The 16,595-nt window shown below is 66.6% G+C and carries 16 protein-coding genes; 5 read left to right on the forward strand and 11 right to left on the reverse strand.

Features of this window, described 5'->3' with window-relative positions; all coding sequences use genetic code 11:
- Nucleotides 1-14: 14 nt before the first annotated feature.
- Nucleotides 15-1,172: a hypothetical protein gene (locus L286_RS30940; protein ID WP_020818105.1), complete on the forward strand. Its 1,158-nt coding sequence runs from the start codon at nucleotides 15-17 to the stop codon at nucleotides 1,170-1,172.
- Nucleotides 1,173-1,575: 403 nt separating this feature from the next.
- On the opposite strand, the gene L286_RS30945 is transcribed toward L286_RS30940, so the two are convergent.
- Nucleotides 1,576-2,478, reverse strand: coding sequence for a diacylglycerol/lipid kinase family protein (locus L286_RS30945; RefSeq protein ID WP_020818104.1), 903 nt, complete (start codon nucleotides 2,476-2,478; stop codon nucleotides 1,576-1,578).
- Between the two features lie 66 nt (nucleotides 2,479-2,544).
- On the opposite strand from L286_RS30945, the gene L286_RS30950 reads away from it, so the two are divergent.
- Nucleotides 2,545-3,426, forward strand: a complete 882-nt coding sequence (locus L286_RS30950) for a metallophosphoesterase family protein (RefSeq protein WP_020818103.1) — start codon at nucleotides 2,545-2,547, stop codon at nucleotides 3,424-3,426.
- A 161-nt stretch (nucleotides 3,427-3,587) separates the two neighbouring features.
- Here the strand turns inward: L286_RS30950 and xth are convergent, their stop codons facing one another.
- The 6 genes from xth to L286_RS30980 all read right to left on the reverse strand — a co-directional run bounded on the left by xth (nucleotide 3,588) and on the right by L286_RS30980 (nucleotide 9,616).
- Nucleotides 3,588-4,358, reverse strand: a complete 771-nt coding sequence (gene xth, locus L286_RS30955) for an exodeoxyribonuclease III (protein WP_007683678.1) — start codon at nucleotides 4,356-4,358, stop codon at nucleotides 3,588-3,590.
- A 66-nt stretch (nucleotides 4,359-4,424) separates the two neighbouring features.
- A complete protein-coding gene (gene erpA / locus L286_RS30960; protein ID WP_007683676.1) occupies nucleotides 4,425-4,751 on the reverse strand; it encodes an iron-sulfur cluster insertion protein ErpA in 327 nt (108 codons plus the stop codon).
- 76 nt (nucleotides 4,752-4,827) lie between these two features.
- The gene (locus L286_RS30965; protein WP_025160563.1) at nucleotides 4,828-5,550 is read right to left on the reverse strand and encodes a M23 family metallopeptidase; all 723 of its coding nucleotides are present in this window, start codon (nucleotides 5,548-5,550) and stop codon (nucleotides 4,828-4,830) included.
- Between the two features lie 108 nt (nucleotides 5,551-5,658).
- Entirely contained in the window at nucleotides 5,659-6,468 is an 810-nt protein-coding gene (locus L286_RS30970; protein WP_020818102.1) for a ferritin-like domain-containing protein, read from the reverse strand.
- Complete coding sequence (gene bcp, locus L286_RS30975) at nucleotides 6,465-6,926, reverse strand: thioredoxin-dependent thiol peroxidase (protein ID WP_007683672.1); 462 nt, start codon at nucleotides 6,924-6,926, stop codon at nucleotides 6,465-6,467. Before bcp ends, L286_RS30970 begins: the two co-directional genes overlap by 4 nt.
- A 2-nt stretch (nucleotides 6,927-6,928) precedes the next feature.
- Complete coding sequence (locus tag L286_RS30980; protein WP_020818100.1) at nucleotides 6,929-9,616, reverse strand: bifunctional [glutamine synthetase] adenylyltransferase/[glutamine synthetase]-adenylyl-L-tyrosine phosphorylase; 2,688 nt, start codon at nucleotides 9,614-9,616, stop codon at nucleotides 6,929-6,931.
- Nucleotides 9,617-9,698: 82 nt separating this feature from the next.
- Between L286_RS30980 and L286_RS30985 the strand changes: the two genes are divergently transcribed.
- On the forward strand, nucleotides 9,699-9,890 hold the full coding sequence (locus tag L286_RS30985; protein ID WP_007683668.1) for a hypothetical protein: 192 nt from the start codon (nucleotides 9,699-9,701) through the stop codon (nucleotides 9,888-9,890).
- A gap of 255 nt (nucleotides 9,891-10,145) precedes the next feature.
- On the opposite strand, the gene L286_RS30990 is transcribed toward L286_RS30985, so the two are convergent.
- Together L286_RS30990 and fsa are read right to left on the reverse strand one after the other, a co-directional pair.
- Nucleotides 10,146-10,496: an antibiotic biosynthesis monooxygenase family protein gene (locus tag L286_RS30990; RefSeq protein ID WP_007683666.1), complete on the reverse strand. Its 351-nt coding sequence runs from the start codon at nucleotides 10,494-10,496 to the stop codon at nucleotides 10,146-10,148.
- Between the two features lie 107 nt (nucleotides 10,497-10,603).
- A complete protein-coding gene (fsa, locus tag L286_RS30995) occupies nucleotides 10,604-11,257 on the reverse strand; it encodes a fructose-6-phosphate aldolase (RefSeq protein WP_013040855.1) in 654 nt (217 codons plus the stop codon).
- A 144-nt stretch (nucleotides 11,258-11,401) separates the two neighbouring features.
- Here fsa and L286_RS31000 point away from each other — a divergent pair, with 144 nt between their 5' ends.
- Nucleotides 11,402-12,067 (forward strand): DUF2490 domain-containing protein, encoded by a 666-nt coding sequence (locus tag L286_RS31000; protein WP_021223208.1) that lies wholly within the window; start codon nucleotides 11,402-11,404, stop codon nucleotides 12,065-12,067.
- Between the two features lie 45 nt (nucleotides 12,068-12,112).
- Nucleotides 12,113-14,284: a primosomal protein N' gene (locus tag L286_RS31005; protein WP_020819475.1), complete on the forward strand. Its 2,172-nt coding sequence runs from the start codon at nucleotides 12,113-12,115 to the stop codon at nucleotides 14,282-14,284.
- Here the strand turns inward: L286_RS31005 and L286_RS31010 are convergent, their stop codons facing one another.
- Together L286_RS31010 and L286_RS31015 are read right to left on the reverse strand one after the other, a co-directional pair.
- The gene (locus L286_RS31010; RefSeq protein ID WP_051146804.1) at nucleotides 14,285-15,817 is read right to left on the reverse strand and encodes a hypothetical protein; all 1,533 of its coding nucleotides are present in this window, start codon (nucleotides 15,815-15,817) and stop codon (nucleotides 14,285-14,287) included.
- Between the two features lie 43 nt (nucleotides 15,818-15,860).
- Nucleotides 15,861-16,595, reverse strand: a 735-nt coding sequence (locus tag L286_RS31015) for a methylated-DNA--[protein]-cysteine S-methyltransferase (RefSeq protein ID WP_021223209.1), incomplete at its 5' end; no start/stop codon positions are given.

Below are 16,595 nucleotides of genomic sequence, written 5' to 3' on the forward strand. Positions count from 1 at the left end.
AAGCTCCCTCCGCCGTGGCCAATAACGAACTGGTGATCACCCCCGTCATGTCCAAGGCTGACCGCAAGGCTTTCGTGGACCTGCCCTGGCGGCTTTATGCCGACGATCCCCATTGGGTGCCGCCGCTGAAGGATGAGGTCTACAGCCTGATCACGCCGGGCAAGAACCCCTTTTTCGGTCATGCGGAGGCGCAATATTTCCTGACGCGCCGGGGCGGCAGGGTGGTCGGGCGCGTGTCGGCCCACCTCGATCATCTGGCGCTGGCCCAGCCCGCCGAACAGGGCATGGGACCGGGCACGGGCAATTTCGGCCTGTTCGAGGCGGAGGACGCCGAAACCGGCGCGGCATTGATTGCGACGGCGGAGGGATGGCTGCGCGCCAAGGGCATGACCCGCGCCCTGGGTCCGATCTCGCTGTCCATATGGGAGGAGCCGGGGCTGCTGATACAGGGCTTCGACCACAGGCCGACGGTGATGATGGGCCATGCCAGGCCAGAATATCAGGCCATGGTCGAAGGCGCGGGCTATAGCCCGGTCAAGCAGCTCAAAACCTATGAACTGGACATCACCCAGCCCTTCCCGCCGCTGATCCAGCGCATCGTCCAGTCGGGCGAGAAGAATGAACGCATCCGCATCCGCAAGGTCGACAAGTCGAAATTCGACAGCGAGGCGGCGATCATCCTGGCCATATTGAACGACGCCTGGGGCAATAATTGGGGTTTCGTGCCGATCACCGACGAGGAAGTCGCGCATTTCGGCAAGCAGTTGAAGCCCATCGTGTTCAACGACCTGATCATGATCGCGGAACTGGAAGGGGAGCCGGTGGCGTTCATGATGACGCTGCCCGACCTCAATGAGGCGATAGCGCCGCTCAACGGCTCGCTCTTCCCCTTCGGCTGGGCGAAGCTGCTCTGGTGGCTGCGCAAGCCCCAGGTGCGGACCATGCGGGTGCCGCTGATGGGCGTGGTGCAGCGGCTGCAATCGTCGCGCCTGGCGAGCCAGCTCGCCTTCATGATGATCGAATATATCCGCCGCGCCGCCATCGCCAATTATGGCGCGACCAGGGGCGAGATCGGCTGGGTGCTGGACGACAATCAGGGCATGAACGCCATCGCCGACGCCATCGAGAGCAAGGTGAACAAGGTCTATCAGGTTTATGAGAAGGCGCTTTAGGGCGTGTAGGGATTCAGTCCATGGCGGGCTGCAAATAGCGGCTTTCTGCGCTTCCGGTGCTCACGTACTGAAGTACGCTGCGTCGAAACGAGTCACGCGCCTCGTTTCGAGGTTCTCGAAATCCACTATTTTCGCCGCGCCCTGAACTGAATCCCCACACACCCTAGTCGGCGGTCGAATTCGGAATTTACCGGCTGGTCGATTTGCGTGGTTAGCGGACCTCTCCTATTCCTCCCCATCGGGAGATGGGGAGGGGGACCATGCGAAGCATGGTGGAGGGGAAATGGCGCGACCTTCGAATTTCCCCTCCACCAGCCTACGGCTGGTCCCCCTCCCTACGCTTCGCGGAGGGAGGATTTCAACGTCCGCTATCGGCCATTTCCGGGCAATTAAATCGTCTCGCTCAGGGCACGGCCACATCCACCGCTCCCGGCGCGATCCTGATTGTCGCGGGCGTCTTCGCCAGCACCTCGCCGTCGATGGAGATGCGCTGCGGCGGCACCGTTTCGATCCGGAAAGCCTTGCCGCGAAACTCCTCCGTCTGCGCGTCCCGGTCGCGCAGCTTGAAGAATTTGGCGTACCAGTCCCAGGCGAGCCGCACATGGCTGCGGCCCACCACCGCCTGGACCACGATTTCCCCCGTGTCCACAGCGGCCTGGTCGGACAGTTCCACCCCGCCATGATAGGGGCCATTGAGGATGCGCACCTCCGTCGCCCACATCCGGCGCTGCCTGACCCCATCGTCCAGCATCAGCCGGAAAGCGCGAAACCCTATGGAGCATTTGACCGCCCAGAGCAGATAGCCGATCCGTCCCAGATAGCGCTTCAGCTTGTGCGGCACCGTCTCCCCGATCCGGGGCGACAGGCCCAGCGAGGCCGCATTCACGAAATAGTCCCGGTCGATCATGCCCAGGTCGATGCGCCGCCGCCGGCCGCTGGATATGGCCGCCACCGCCCCCTCCAGGTCAAGCGGTATGCCCAGGGTGCGCGCAAAACTGTTCGCCGTGCCCAGCGGCAACACGCCGAAGACGCAATCCTTGCCCACCAGTTCGTCGACCGTCCCGGAAAGCGATCCGTCGCCGCCGCCGACGATCACCATCGGCGCGCCGTCCGCGACGGCATCGCGCACCGTTTCCTGCAATCGTTCCGGCTCCCTCACCGCATGCGCGGCGATCAGGCGCAGCCCCGCTTCCTCCAGCCTGGCCCTGGCGTCCTTGAACAGGGCCTCCCCCCGGCGGGAATGCACATTGACGATCAGCACCGCCTCACGGGGCAGATCCTTGGCGGGCGGCGATGTCGTTCCCATGCCTCAACAACACGCAACTGCGCCGCAAGGTCCGAAACCATAAAGCGGCTTGCCCGTTCATGGGTGATGGCCCGCATCGCTCATCTGTCGGACGTCCATTTCGGCGCCCATGATCCCCGCATCGTCGCCGCCACCGAAGCCTGGCTGCAACGGCATCGCCCGGACCTGGTGGTCATCAGCGGCGACTTCACCCAGCGCGCAAGGCCCGAACAGTTCCGGCAAGCCGCCGCCTGGCTCAACCGGCTGCGTGCGGCGGGCATGGAATTGCTGGTCGTTCCGGGCAATCACGACGTTCCGCTCTATGATCTTGCGCGCCGCTTCGGGGCGCCGCTGCGGCGGTACAAGCGCTATATCAGCAATGACCTCTGCCCCTTTTTCGAGGATGACGCGGTCGCGATACTGGGCCTCAACACGGCGCGGTCGCTGACGATCAAGGATGGGCGGATCAACCATGACCAGATGGACATGCTTCGCGCCAGCTTCGCGTCGGTCGCGCCGGAAAAGACGCGCATCCTCGTCACCCATCACCCCCTTTTCGCCATGCCGATCGGCAAGGGCGGGGAATTGAGCGAGGCCGTCGGACGGCATGAGGACGCCGTGCGCGCGGCGGCCGAGGCAGGCATCCACATCGCGCTGGCCGGCCATTTCCACCGCACCTATGCGGAGGCGGCGGACAGGATGGTGGCCCATGCCGGCGGCGCGCTGGTGATCCAGGCGGGAACGGCGACCTCCACCCGCCTCCGCAATGCCGAGCCGCAGAGCTTCAACTGGCTGCACGTCCACCGCCATGACGAGATCGAATTGCAGGTGGTGGTCTGGGACGGCGCCAGTTTCCAGCGCGGGCATCATGTCGCTTATTTCCGCCAGGGGGGCGCGTGGATCGGACAGGACATGGCCGATCCCGCGGCCTTGCCGGGCATCAAGGTGGCGGAGGCGGCGAAGGGGTGAAGGGTGGTTCGCCGCCATTCCCCCTCCCGCAGGCGGGAGGGGGTTAGGGGGTGGGCGCGACCCCGGACTTGATCCGGGGGAGCTTCCGCCTTCTCGGTTAGGGAAGGACGCCGCCGGCCCCTCCCGTCTACGGGAGGGGAGAAAAATGTCGTCAAAGCAGGTTACGACAATTCCACCCAGGTCGGGGCATGGTCGCTCGCCTTTTCCCGCCCTCGGAAATCCTTGTCGACCTGCGCGTCGATCAGCCGGTCGGCGGCGGCGGGACTGAGCAGCAGGTGATCGATCCGGAACCCCGCGTCGCGCGGCCAGGCGTTCATCTGATAGTCCCAATAGGTCCATACCCCGCCCGCCGGATGCCGGGAAGCGATGGCGTCGGTCCATCCGTCACCCAACAGGCGGCGATAGGCGGCGCGGCTTTCGGGCTGCATCAGCGCGTCTTCGGCCATCGCCTTGACCGAATAGACGTCCCTGTCGCGCGGAATGACGTTGTAATCGCCTGCCAGGATCGCCGGCACTTCCTCCGCCCAGATTTGCGCGGCGCGGTCGCGCAGGCGCTTCATCCAGCGCAGCTTGTAGTCGAATTTCGGCCCCGGCTGCGGATTGCCGTTGGGCAGGTAGATGCTGGCGACGCGCAGCCCCTTCACATCGGCTTCCAGATAGCGGCTATGCTCGTCCTCCGGCTCCCCCTCCAGGCCCCGGCGGACCTCCACCGGCGTCTCTCCCCGCGCCAGTATCGCAACCCCGTTGAACCCCTTTTGCCCGTGCCAGATCGCGCCATAGCCGACATCCTCAATATCCCTGACCGGGAATGTGTCGTCGGATGTCTTGATCTCCTGCAGGCAGGCGATGTCGGGGCGCGTCTCGTCCAGCCACTCCAGCAGGCGCGGCAGGCGCGCCTTGATCCCGTTGATGTTGAAGGTGGCGATGCGCATGGCCGAAATCTCCCTGCGCGCATCCCTAAAGAGGAGAGACCCCCTCCGACAAGGGCGGGACAGATTTTAAATCGAAAAGCTGGTGCCGCATCCGCAACCGGCGGTGGCGTTGGGGTTCGTGACCTTGAACGCCTTGCCGCCCAGATCGGAGACGAAATCGACCGCCGATCCGCGCACCAGATCGATGCTGACATCGTCCACCACCAGCGTCACGCCGTCGCGCTCGACCATGATGTCGTCCGCCTCCACCGCTTCGGCCAGGCCGAAGCGATATTGGAAGCCCGAACAGCCGCCGCCTTCGACAGCCAGGCGCAGGATGGCGGGCTTGCCCTGCTTGGCGGCTATGGCGGCCACGCGGGCAGCGGCGGAGGATGTGAGATCGATGTCGGTCATCGCGCTTAAATAGGATCAAGCAAAAGGCCCGACAAGCTCTCGCCTGCCGGGCCTTGGGAAAGAGACATCGGCCGGCTCAGTCCGCCGCCTTTTCCTGGGCCTTGGTCGGGCCGCCGATGGCGATCGGCGGCTTGGTGTTCATCGCCACCAGATAGTCGGGTCCGGCGACGAAGGGGATCGGGTTGATCGCCTGGCCATCGACGCGCACTTCATAATGCAGATGGCTGCCCGTCGAGCGGCCGGTCGAGCCCATGAGGCCGATCAACTGGCCGCGATGGACATAGCTGTTGGGGGAGACCAGCAGCTTCGACATATGGCCGTAGCGCGTTTCCATGCCGCCGCCATGCGAAATCTGGACCAGGTTGCCATAGCCGCTGGCCCATCCGGCGCGGCTGACGATGCCGTCGGCGGTCGCGTAGATCCTGGTGCCCGTGGGACCGGGGATATCGATGCCCTTGTGCATCCGGGCGCCGCCGTTGAAGGGGTCGGAACGAACGCCGAAATTGGAGGTCAGGGAAAGTTTCTCGACCGGACGGCCGGAGGGGATGTAATTGGCCGACTTCGCCTGGCCGTCGAGCCGCTGGAGGCTGGAGAAGAGGTTGGAAAAGCCGACATCGGCCGGGCCGAGCGCGCCGGTGTTGATTTCCGACGCATCGCCATAGGGATCGTCCTCGTCCGCCTTGGCCTGGGCCGGGACGGCGGCGCAGAGCGCGCCTGCCATGCCCATCGCTCCGGCAATTTTAAGTGCAGAACGGAACCATCGCGCAACGCGCGCATTTTCAAACTGTAGAACCAACATGCCGACCCCGACTCTCGACCGGAGGCTTTGCGCCCCTCGGCCTATCCCCACGTTTACAAAATGCGGCTGATGCCGCCACCCGCTGTCCGCAAGAGGACATGTCGCGGCTCATTGTGCAAGCGGAGTGTAAAATTCCCGCGTTAAACCGGCTTGTCGGCGCGCCGAGTCGTTGAACGGCGGCTTCAACGCCCCCCGAAAGTGGCGTTTCACAAGGATTTGGTAATGATTTGCGGGGTTCAGCCCCATTCGCTTCGTCGCATGGCCGAACCATGTCGTCCCGGCGGAGACGTGGCGGATTTCATCGGTCATGATCCGCTGCAACATGCGCGCCGACGCTTCGTCCCCCGCGTCCCGGAAGCGGACGATGGTGGCGGGCGTGATGTCCAGCGCCCGCGCCTCCAGCACCATCGGCACGATGGCCAGGCGGGCGAGCGCATCATGCGCCGTCTCGCTCGCCGCCTGCCACAGCCCGTCATGCGCCGGCAGGGCGCCGTAATGGCTGCCGAACTGCCGCAGCCGCCGGTCGAGCAGCGCGAAATGCATCGCCTCGTCAGCGCCCACCCGCATCCATTCGCCGGTGAATTCCGGCGGGAATTCCGCCCCGAACCGCCCGATCAGGTCGAAGGCGAGGTCGATGGCCACGAATTCGATATGGGCCAGCGCGTGCAGCATCGCGATCCGCGCCCGTTCCGAACCGATCCTGCCGCGCTTGGGCATGCGGTTGGGCGGCAGCAGTTCGGGCAGTTCGGGGCGCGCGGGCCGTTCCGGCATGACGGCGTCGAAACGATGCGCCAGCCGCCCCAGCCGCCAGTTCCGCGCCGCCGCCCGCGCCGCCATCAGCTTGGCCAGCGGATCGGGGGTCAGCAGCACATGGGCGCATGCCGCGCCGACGCTGTCGATGGAAACGGGCAGCGTCAAAGGCCCTGTCCGGCCTCCAGCACTTCGGCGGCGTGCCCCTTGACCTTCACCTTGGGCCAGGCGCGCAGGATCTTCCCATCGGCGCCGACCAGGAAGGTCGCCCGCTCGATCCCCATATATTTGCGGCCATAGAGCGACTTTTCGACCCAGGTGCCGAAGGCTTCGCACATCGCGCCCGTCTCGTCGGAGGCGAGCGTGACGGCGAGGCCATATTTCTCCGCGAATTTCTTGAGCCTGGCCGGCTTGTCCTTCGATATGCCGACGACCGGCATGCCCAACGCCGCGAATTCGGCCGCCAGCGCCGTGAAATCCCTGGCTTCGCTGGTGCAGCCGGGCGTGTCCGCCTTGGGATAGAAATAGACGACCAGCGGCTTGCCCCTGTAGCGCGCCAGGGTGAAATCCGCGCCGTCCGCATCCTTCAGCGTCACTTCCGGCACGGCATCGCCCACGTCCAGCATCGTCATTCCTCCTTGAAGGGCGCGGCCAGCGCCGCCCATGCGTCACCCACCCTTTGCCGGGCCTCGCCGTAGCTTTCAAGCAGCGCATCCCAGCTTTCGACGCCGCAAGCCCGCGCCACCAGAGGCCGCGTGGCGTGCGGAGGCTCGGTCGATTTCGGCGAAACCAGGCGGGAAACGACGAGAAAGCGGGTGATGAGATCGTGGGCCGGGATCAATTCGCCCGGCAGGTGGCCGGCCGCCGCCAGTTGCTCCAGCGCGGCGCGCAAATCCGGGTCGAACGCCATATTATGACGGAACTGGGTGACGTGGATCAGGAATTCCAGGTCGACCAGCCCGCCCGGCACCAGCTTCACGTCCAGATCGCTTGCGGGCGGCTTGTGCCGGGCGATGTCGCCGCGCATCTTCACCGCATGGCGCGCCAGCTCGTTGAAATCGCGCGGTCGCTCCAGCGTCTCGGTCAGGATCGCCCCCAGCGCCGCCCGCGCCGCGTCGGATCCGAAGACCGGGCGGGCGCGGGTGAGCGCCAGATGCTCCCAGGTCCAGGCCTCCTCCCGCTGGTAGCGGGCGAAGCTGTCGAGGCTGACCGCCAGCAGGCCTTGCGCGCCGGAGGGGCGAAGGCGGGTGTCGACCTCGTACAGCGGCCCCGCCGCCGTTTGCACCGACAGGGCATTGGTGATGCGCTGGCCGAGCCGGTTGAAATATTGCGTCGCGCCCAGCGGCTTCGCCCCATCGGATTCGGTTTCGAAGCTGCCGGTGAAGAGATAGACGAGGTCGAGGTCGGACGCATGGGTCAGCACCCCGCCGCCCAGCCTGCCCAGCGCCAGGATCACCATCTCGCCGCCCGGCACCTTTCCATGGGCGCGCTCGAACTCCGCGACGGTGGCGGCCGTGAGCGCCTCGATCGCGGCTTCGGCGACGCGGCTATAGCCCCGGCCCGCCTCCAGCGGATCGCCGCCCCGGATGATCTGCGCGCCCAGGGCGAAGCGGCGGTCGTTCACCCGCTGGCGCACCCGGTCCAGCAGCGCCTGATAATCCTCCCCCTCCTCCAGCCGTGCGAACTGGGCGGCCAATATCCCGACAGGCGGCGGCGGGTCGAATGCGGAGGTGTCGATCAGCCCGTCGAGCAGTTCCGCTCGCCGCCCCAGCGCGTCGGCCAGCGTCGGCGCATGGCTCAGCAGTTCGGCCAGCAGTTCCACAAGGCCGGGGCGCGCCGCCAGCAGCTTGAAGAAGTTGATCGCGCTCGGCAGCCGCCCGATCAGGTCGTCCAGCCGGTTGAGCGCCCGCGCCGGATCGGGCGCCGCCGCCAGCGTGCGCATCAGCCCCGGCAGCAATTGCTCCAGCGCCTCCCGCGACGCGCCGCTGCGCAGCGCCCGGACCGCGCCCGAACGCCAGCGCGCTATCCGCGCCAGCGGCGTTTCCGGATCGGCAAAGCCCAGTTCGGCAAGCTGCGCCTTCAATCGATCCTCGTCCAGCGACAACGATTCGCCGGGAGCCGCCGGGGTCAGCCGGTCGTAATTGCCGCCCACCCACCGCACATGCGGGCGCAGCAGGTCGAGCAGCGCTCCGCCATGCTCCAGCCCGTGCAGGCGCGCGACATTGTCCATCGCCTCGGCCGACTTGGGCAGTTCATGGGTCTGGCGATCCTCCACCATCTGCAATCGATGCTCGACGGTGCGGAAGAGGACATAGGCTTCGTCCAGCTTCGCGGCGACCTCCGCTTCGAACACGCCCGCCGCCGCCAGGGCGCGCAAGGCCTCACGCGTATTGCCCGACCGCAGCGAGGGATCGCGCCCGCCATGGATAAGCTGGTGCACCTGCGCGAAGAATTCGACCTCCCTTATGCCGCCGCGTCCGCGCTTGAGGTCATATCCCGGCCCGAAGGCCTGCCCCTGCGAATAATGGTCGCGGATGCGGCGCGAAATGTCGGTGATCGCGTCGATGGCTCCGAAATCCAGGCTGCGCCGCCAGACGAAGGGGCGGATCGCCTGCATGAAATAATCGCCGAGCGCCAGGTCGCCCGCCGCCGGCCGCGCCCGGATGAACGCCGCCTGCTCCCAGCCGAGCGCGGTCGATTCATAATAGCCGATCGCCGCTTCCACCGGCAGGGCGATCGGCGTCGCCTCCGGAGAGGGGCGCAGGCGAAGGTCGACGCGGAACACATAGCCGTCGCCGTCGCGGGCATTCAGCAGTTCGCTGACCCGCCGGCCGATGCGCACGGCCGCGTCCGCCGGATCTTCCCGCTCGCCATGGGGCAGCGTCCTGGGATCGTAGAGCAGGATCGGGTCGATGTCCGATGAATAGTTCAGTTCCCGGCTGCCATGCTTGCCCAGCGCCAGCACGACGAAACCGCGCTTCTCCGCGTCTGGATAGCGCTCCGCCATGGCGGCGGCCAGCGCCTCCTCCAGGGCCTGGTCGGCAAAGTCCGACAGGGTGCGCGTGACCCGGTCCAGCCCCCAGGCGCCCGCCAGATCGGCGGCGGCCGTCACCAGCGCCACCGCGCCGCGCCTGCGCCTCAGCGACCGGGCGATGCCGTCATCGGGCGCCGCCGCCCGCTGCGCGGCGGCCCAGGCGCCCTCGAAGTCCCCGCTCCCGACCAGATCGGCGACATCCGGAAAGCGATCCCATTGCCGGGCCAGGAAGGGCGAATGCGCCCTGATCCTCGCCGCGACCGCCAGACGGTCCGTCACCATGAATCTCCCATAATGGAGCCGATATTGCGTGCCATCGTGACGAACGCCAGAAACTTTTGCGCGGCTGGGCAGTTATTCCACCATGGAAATGCAACGAAAACCCTTTAGCCGGTCGGCCCGGGTTCAGGACGGCGCGATCCGCCGCGTCCTGAACATCGGCGTGCCGCAGCCCTATGAGGGCATCGGCAATGCGTTGCGTTCGACCTTCCGCGCAGGCGGCGGGACAGTTCCCGACGACATGCTCGACCTTCTGGCGAAACTGGACGAACATTAGACGGCGTTGATGCTGAGTGACCTGGGTGTTTGCCGTCATTCCCCCATTCGTCACCCCTCCCCCTATTCGTCACCCCGGACTTGATCCGGGGTCCCGCTGTCTTGGACGAGGCGCGGCACTCAGACAAGAAAGCGGGACCCCGGGTCAAGCCCGGGGTGACGGGAAACTAATGACCGCAACTGGCCAATTCCCGAAATCACGGAATGTCCCCGTCCGAGGCAGCATCGACGCCCTCAGCCCGTTCGCAAAGGGTAATCATGGAAAATCCTCATTCCTCCGGCCTCCTGCCGAGCGCAGCAGCAGGTCGTCCGTCACCGTCATGGTGAAGATGGGATCGGCGTCGGCCGGCACTTCTGCGATGGCGTCGACGAAGGCGGCGCGGGTTTCGGGGTCGTCATAGACCATCTTCCGGTCGAACGCCGCGCGCCAGGTCGCCTCGTCCGGCCATTCGGCATAGCCCACGAAGCGGCCGTCGGCATCCCGGTGCAGGCGCGAACCGTAGCTGCCATATTTCTCGCGGATCAGGTCGGTTCCCCGGCGCCAGGCCTTGCGGAACTGATCCTCCTTGCCGGGGTGGACGCGCCACCAATAGACCGCAACGAACATCGGCTCTCTCCTTTGGGAAGAGAATGAACCGCCCGGCCAGGAGTTGCGACGGAAAAGATACGCCACTGCGCTCCTGCGCAGGCAGGAGCGCAGTTCAAATGCCGGAATTACAGAACCGACTGCCCGGTCTTTTCCCAATCCGCCAGGAAGCCGGCAATGCCCTTTTCGGTCAGCACATGGTTGAACAGCGCCTTGATGACGGAGGGCGGTGCGGTCATCACGTCGGCGCCGATCTTCGCGCTTTCCAGCACATGGATCGGGTGGCGGACGCTGGCGACCAGGATTTCGGTGGCGAAGGCATAATTGTCGTAGATCAGGCGGATGTCCTCGATCAGCTTCATGCCGTCGAAGCCATTGTCGTCATGCCGCCCGACGAAGGGCGAGATGAAGGTCGCGCCCGCCTTCGCCGCCAGCAGCGCCTGGTTGGCGGAGAAGCAGAGGGTGACGTTCACCATCACGCCCTCGCCCGTCAGCGCCTTGCAGGTCTTCAGGCCGTCGATGGTCAGCGGCACCTTGATGCAGACATTGTCGGCGATCTTCCGCAGGACGGCGGCTTCCTTCATCATCGTCTCATGGTCGAGCGCGACGACCTCCGCCGAGACCGGGCCATCCACGATGCCGCAGATTTCCTCCACCACTTCCAGGAACTTGCGTCCCGACTTGTGGATCAGCGAGGGGTTGGTGGTCACGCCGTCGAGCAGGCCGGTGGCGGCAAGGTCGCGGATTTCGTTGGTGTCGGCGGTGTCGACAAAGAACTTCATGGGGTCTGCTCCGGCGGAGGAAAGGTCGAATCGCCTTCCCTTTAGCCGCTCCCTGACGGATTAGCCATTATTGCCGGACGCAGCCCCTTTACCTGCCGCACGGCGCGACATTATGACGGCGGCACCTTTCCAAAGGACCGATCCATGCTCCGCCGCCAGCGTCCCCGCCACATATCGGACGCGCTGATCCCCCTCGGCCTGCTGGCCGCCCCGCCCGCCCTTGCCGCCAACCCGGAAAAGCAGTTCTGGATGACCGAATCGCTGGTCGTGCAGGCAAGCGATGCGGACATCGTGTCGCTCGACCTCAGCCAGCGTTTCCGCAAGGCCTCCTCCAATGGCGAGCAGCAGACGGTGCGCGTCCTGATCGACCATCGCATTGCAAAGGCGATGCAGGTCGGCGGCGGGCTAGCCTATTTCCGGTCCGGGCCGGAACAGGAGATGCGGCTGTTCCAGCAGGTGACGCTGACGAAAGGCGTCTGGATGAGCCGTACCCGGATCGAGCAGCGCTTCTTCGATACGGCCGACGGGGCAAGCTGGCGGCTGCGACAGCGGGCGCAGGCTTCGGTGCCGCTCGACGCGGCGAAGCGGTGGACGCTGATCGCGGCGGCAGAATTCATGTTCCACCTGAACCGCGCCCGCCCCGGCGACAGGCTGGGCCTTGCCGTCCTGCGCAACCAGATCGGCCTGCGCCATCCGATCGGCAAGGCGCTGGACGCGCAACTGCTCTACATGCGGCAGCAGACATTCCGCGACGGCCGCCCCGATGCGGTGGCGCACATCCCCTGGCTGACATTGAGCTGGAAGATCTGACGCTTCTGCCTTGCCTCGCCCGCCCCTGCCATTAGGGAAGGGGCCATGAGTTCGCGCGCCCGTGTCATCCTGCTGAACGCCGCCCTGGGGCCGCTGGACTATCGCGTGCCGCATGGGATGAGCGTGCAGCCCGGCAGCATCGTCGTCGCGCCGCTGGGCCCGCGCCAGATCGTCGGCGTGGTGTGGGACGAGGACAGCTTTCCCGAAATCGAGACCGTGGGCGACAACCGCCTGCGCAACATCGTGGGGCCGGTCGACGCGCCGCCGGTGCCCGAAACGCTGCGCCGCCTGATCGAATGGACGGCGGACTATTATCTCGCCCCCATCGCCGCCGTGCTGCGCATGACGCTGGCTTCCATGGCGGCGCTGGAGGGCGCGCGCACCGTCATCGAATATCGCGCCACGGGCGACCTTCCCGACCGCATGACCGAACAGCGCGCGCAGGCCATGGAGCGCATCGGGGAACGGCAGGGGCTGATCCGCGAACTGGCGCTGATCGGCGGGGTCAGCGACGCGGTGATCCGCGGCCTCGTCAAGGCGGGCGCGTTCGAGGCGGTGGAGGTGAGCGTCGACACGCCCTTCCCCATGCCGAATCCCGACCATGCCCCGCCGCTGCTGTCCGACAAGCAGCGTGCGGCCGCCGACCAGTTCATCGCCGCGGTCAGGGAACGGACCTTCGCCCCCTTCCTGCTCGACGGCGTGACCGGATCGGGCAAGACGGAGGTCTATTTCGAGGCGATAGCCGCCGCCGTCCGGGAGGGGCGGCAGGTGCTGGTGCTGCTCCCTGAAATCGCGCTGACCGAGCCGTTTCTGGAGCGTTTCGAAAAGCGCTTCGGCACGGTCCCCGTCAACTGGCACAGCGGCCTGCGCCAGAGCGAGCGGCGGCGCGCCTGGCGGGCCATCGCGGCGGGCGAGGCGTCGGTGGTGGTCGGGGCGCGCTCCGCCCTGTTCCTGCCCTATCCCAATCTGGGCCTGATCGTGGTCGACGAAGCGCATGAGGCCAGCTTCAAGCAGGAGGACGGGGTCCATTATCACGCCCGCGACGTGGCGGTGATGCGCGGCCTGATCGAGAAATTCCCCGTCATCCTCGCTTCCGCCACGCCCGCCATAGAGACGCGGCATCAGGTGGAACTGGGCCGTTACAAGGAGATCAAGCTCCCCTCCCGCTTCGGCGGCGCGACAATGCCGGAGATCGAGGGCATCAACCTGCTGACCGACCCGCCGGATCGGGGGCGGTGGATCGCCCCCCCGCTGGTCCGCGCCATCGACGAGACCATGGGAAAGGGCGAGCAGAGCCTGCTCTTCCTCAACCGCCGGGGCTATGCGCCGCTGACGCTGTGCCGCCATTGCGGATACCGTTTCCAATGCCCCAATTGCACCGCCTGGATGGTCGAGCATCGGCTGACCCACCGCCTCGCCTGCCATCATTGCGGCCATGTCGTTCCCGCCCCCCGCTTCTGCCCGGAATGCAAGGAGAAGGACAGCCTGGTCGCCTGCGGCCCCGGCGTGGAGCGGATCGCGGACGAGGTGAAGGCGCTCTGGCCGCAGGCGCGCACCGCCATCGTCACCTCCGACACGCTCTGGTCCCCCGCCAAGGTCGCGGAATTCGTGAAGTCGGTGGAGGCGGGCGCGGTCGACATCATCATCGGCACCCAACTCGTCACCAAGGGCTATCATTTCCCCAACCTGACGCTGGTGGGGGTGATCGACGCCGATCTGGGGCTGGAGGGCGGCGACCTGCGCGCGTCGGAACGCACCTTCCAGCAGATCGTGCAGGTGGCGGGCCGCGCCGGGCGAGGGCAGAAGCCGGGCCGCGTCTTCATCCAGACCCGCATGCCGGACGCGGAGGTGATCCAGGCCCTGATCGCGGGCGATTCGGAGCGCTTCTACGAAGTGGAGACGGAAAATCGCCGCCGCGCCAACGCCCCGCCCTTCGGCCGCTTCGCCGCGATCATCGTGTCCAGCGAGGATGCCGACGAAGCCGCAGAGGTCGCCCGGCTGATCGGCAAATCCGCTCCGCTGATCGAGGGGATGCGCGTCTTTGGCCCGGCCCCGGCGCCGCTGTCGGTGCTGCGCGGTCGGCATCGCCATCGCCTGCTGATCCACGCCGCCCGGCAGGTCGACGTGCAGCAGGCCATAAGCGAATGGCTGGGCAATCTCACCTGGAAATCCGGCACGCGGGTCGCGGTCGACGTCGACCCCTACAGCTTCATGTGATCAGGGCGCGGCCGAGGCACCCTTCTTCGCCGCCTCCGCATCATACTGCTTCTTGAGCTCCAGCGCCGAGTCGCGCATGCCCGACGGGTGCGGCGAATAGGCCAGCGGATCGAGCAGGCGGGACGCGGCGGCATATTCCCCCCGGAATGCGAGCGCCTGCACATAGGCCATGCGATATTCCGGCCGTTGCGGCAGCAGCACATAGGCCTTGGCCAGCCCGTCATAGCCGATCTCCGGCATCGGCCCGCCCTTCATCGCATGATAGCGGTAGAAGAGCGTCAGCGGCACCGGGTCTTCGGTATCGGCCCGGTTCGCCTTGACAATGGCGGTCCGGGCGGCCTTCCAATCCTCCTCCCGCCCGTCGTCCTGCGCCCGTTCCAGCAGCACGCGCGCCCGGCTGCTATAGGCCCGCGACAGGCCGGGATCGAGAGCGATGGCCCGGTCGGCGTCCGCCAGCGACGCATCCTTTTCCTCGGCCTTCCACTCCGCCTCCGCCAGCAGCGCGGCGGCATAGGCGCTGGACGGGAATTTGGCGGCGGTGGCGCGGATCGCGCTGACGATCTCCGGCAGTTCCTCCGCTGTGGGACGATGCATCAGCCGCAATTCATCCTCGACCAGCGCGCCCCGCGCCGCATCGACCGGCCCGATGGCGATCTCCCCCACCGTCACCGCCTGGGGGATGAGTTTCGACGCCGCCAGCGGACGGCGCATATAGGCCTTCAGATCCTTTTCCAGCCCGTCGATGCCCCCGGCGAAATAACCGTCCAGCTTCATGTCCGGCACCCCGGCGGTCAGATCCTTCAGATAATGGCTGATTTCCGCCCGCCGGTCGGCCTTATACTGGTAATAATGGGTGAGCAGCCAGGCCGTGCCATAATAGCGGTCCCCGTCCCGCAGCCCCAGCCCGTCGGTGTCGCGGACGAACAGATTCTTCAGCGGATAGGGCGAATCCTGCACCAAAGTGGGCGCCCGCGCCATGGGTATGAGGCCGAACTGGATCGACCCGTCCTTGGGGAATTTCACGATGGAGAAGAATTCGGCGAAGCCCTCCACATACCAGGCGGGATAGGCGGCGGGAAAATGGTGCAGCATGAAATGATGGGTATATTCGTGGAACAATATGTCCTCCGCCCCCATATCATATTCGCTGGCCTTCATGCCCCGCGCCAGCACGGCATAGGCGAAGCGGTCCGATGTGGTGTAGAAGCCGCCGATGTTGGCATTGCGCGTCAGCGCCCTCACCTTGGCGTCGTTGGACAGCAGGTAGACATGGACGGGGCTGCCCGCCTCCGGATCGGTGATGCCGGTGACGTGGCGCAGCAGGCCGTCGAACTTCTCCAGCTTTTCGGCAAATTCGCGCAGCTTGCTCTCGCTGCCGTCGCTCATGATGGTGAAATGGCGGCTCTTCGCCTGCAACCATGCCGCCTGCGCCGTGCCCGGAAGCAGCGTCAGTGCACCCGCCAGGGCCAGCAGCCCCTTCAAACCCCAAATCTTCACGCCACCCCCTGCAAAGGCGTTCAACCCTTGCCGCATCCTTGACCCACAGCAGCCTGAAAGAAAAGCGAAAAGCGGCGGTTCAGCCGCGCCTTTCCCGCTCCAGCAAGGCCCGCTTGCGCTGCGTCCCATAGGCATAGCCGCCCAGGCTGCCGTCGCTGCGCAACACCCGGTGGCAGGGGATCAGCACGGCGAGATTATTGTCCCCGCAGGCCGTCCCGGCGGCCCGCACCGCGCCGGGCCTGCCGATCGCCGCCGCGATTTCGCCATAGGTCCGGGTCTCGCCCGGCGGGATGGCGCGCAACGCGGCCCACACCGCCTGCTGGAAGGCGGTTCCGCTGACGTCCATCGGCAAGTCGGGCGGTTCCGCCGGATCGTCGATCAGCCGCGCGACCTGCGCCGCCAGCGCCGCCAGCCCCTCATCGGCGGGCAATATCTCCGCCTTCGGAAAGCGCCGGCGCAAATCCGCCTCATCCTCGTCAAGGCTGATCCGGCACAGCCCCCGCGCCGTGCCAGCCACCAGCACCGGACCCAGGCCGGTCGGCACCACCGCATGGCGAATCGCCACGCCCCGTCCACCGTCCTTCCAGGCGCTGGGCGTCATGCCCAGATGCCGCTCCGCATCGGCATAGGCGCGGCTGGGCGCGTTATAGCCCGCCTCATAAATCGCGCCAGTGACGCTGCCGCCCTCCTCCAGCGCGCTTTTCAGCCGCTCGGCGCGCAGCGACCGGGCATAGGCGGCGGGCGTCATCCCCGTCTCCCGCTTGAACAGGCGGTGGAAATGATGCGGCGCATAGCCCGCATGCGCCGCCACCTC

The organism is Sphingobium sp. HDIP04 (assembly GCF_000445085.1).
GTDB classification, from domain to species: domain Bacteria; phylum Pseudomonadota; class Alphaproteobacteria; order Sphingomonadales; family Sphingomonadaceae; genus Sphingobium; species Sphingobium indicum.

Excerpts from the sequence above, each read along its gene's own strand:
- L286_RS30945 (WP_020818104.1), bottom strand. The coding sequence starts at position 2,478 with ATGGGAACGACATCGCCGCCCGCCAAGGATCTGCCCCGTGAGGCGGTG.
- L286_RS30950 (WP_020818103.1), top strand. The coding sequence starts at position 2,545 with ATGGCCCGCATCGCTCATCTGTCGGACGTCCATTTCGGCGCCCATGAT.
- xth (WP_007683678.1), bottom strand. The coding sequence starts at position 4,358 with ATGCGCATCGCCACCTTCAACATCAACGGGATCAAGGCGCGCCTGCCG.
- erpA (WP_007683676.1), bottom strand. The coding sequence starts at position 4,751 with ATGACCGACATCGATCTCACATCCTCCGCCGCTGCCCGCGTGGCCGCC.
- L286_RS30965 (WP_025160563.1), bottom strand. The coding sequence starts at position 5,550 with ATGTTGGTTCTACAGTTTGAAAATGCGCGCGTTGCGCGATGGTTCCGT.
- bcp (WP_007683672.1), bottom strand. The coding sequence starts at position 6,926 with ATGCTGGACGTGGGCGATGCCGTGCCGGAAGTGACGCTGAAGGATGCG.
- L286_RS30980 (WP_020818100.1), bottom strand. The coding sequence starts at position 9,616 with ATGGTGACGGACCGTCTGGCGGTCGCGGCGAGGATCAGGGCGCATTCG.
- L286_RS30985 (WP_007683668.1), top strand. The coding sequence starts at position 9,699 with ATGGAAATGCAACGAAAACCCTTTAGCCGGTCGGCCCGGGTTCAGGAC.
- L286_RS30990 (WP_007683666.1), bottom strand. The coding sequence starts at position 10,496 with ATGTTCGTTGCGGTCTATTGGTGGCGCGTCCACCCCGGCAAGGAGGAT.
- fsa (WP_013040855.1), bottom strand. The coding sequence starts at position 11,257 with ATGAAGTTCTTTGTCGACACCGCCGACACCAACGAAATCCGCGACCTT.
- L286_RS31000 (WP_021223208.1), top strand. The coding sequence starts at position 11,402 with ATGCTCCGCCGCCAGCGTCCCCGCCACATATCGGACGCGCTGATCCCC.
- L286_RS31005 (WP_020819475.1), top strand. The coding sequence starts at position 12,113 with ATGAGTTCGCGCGCCCGTGTCATCCTGCTGAACGCCGCCCTGGGGCCG.
- L286_RS31010 (WP_051146804.1), bottom strand. The coding sequence starts at position 15,817 with ATGCGGCAAGGGTTGAACGCCTTTGCAGGGGGTGGCGTGAAGATTTGG.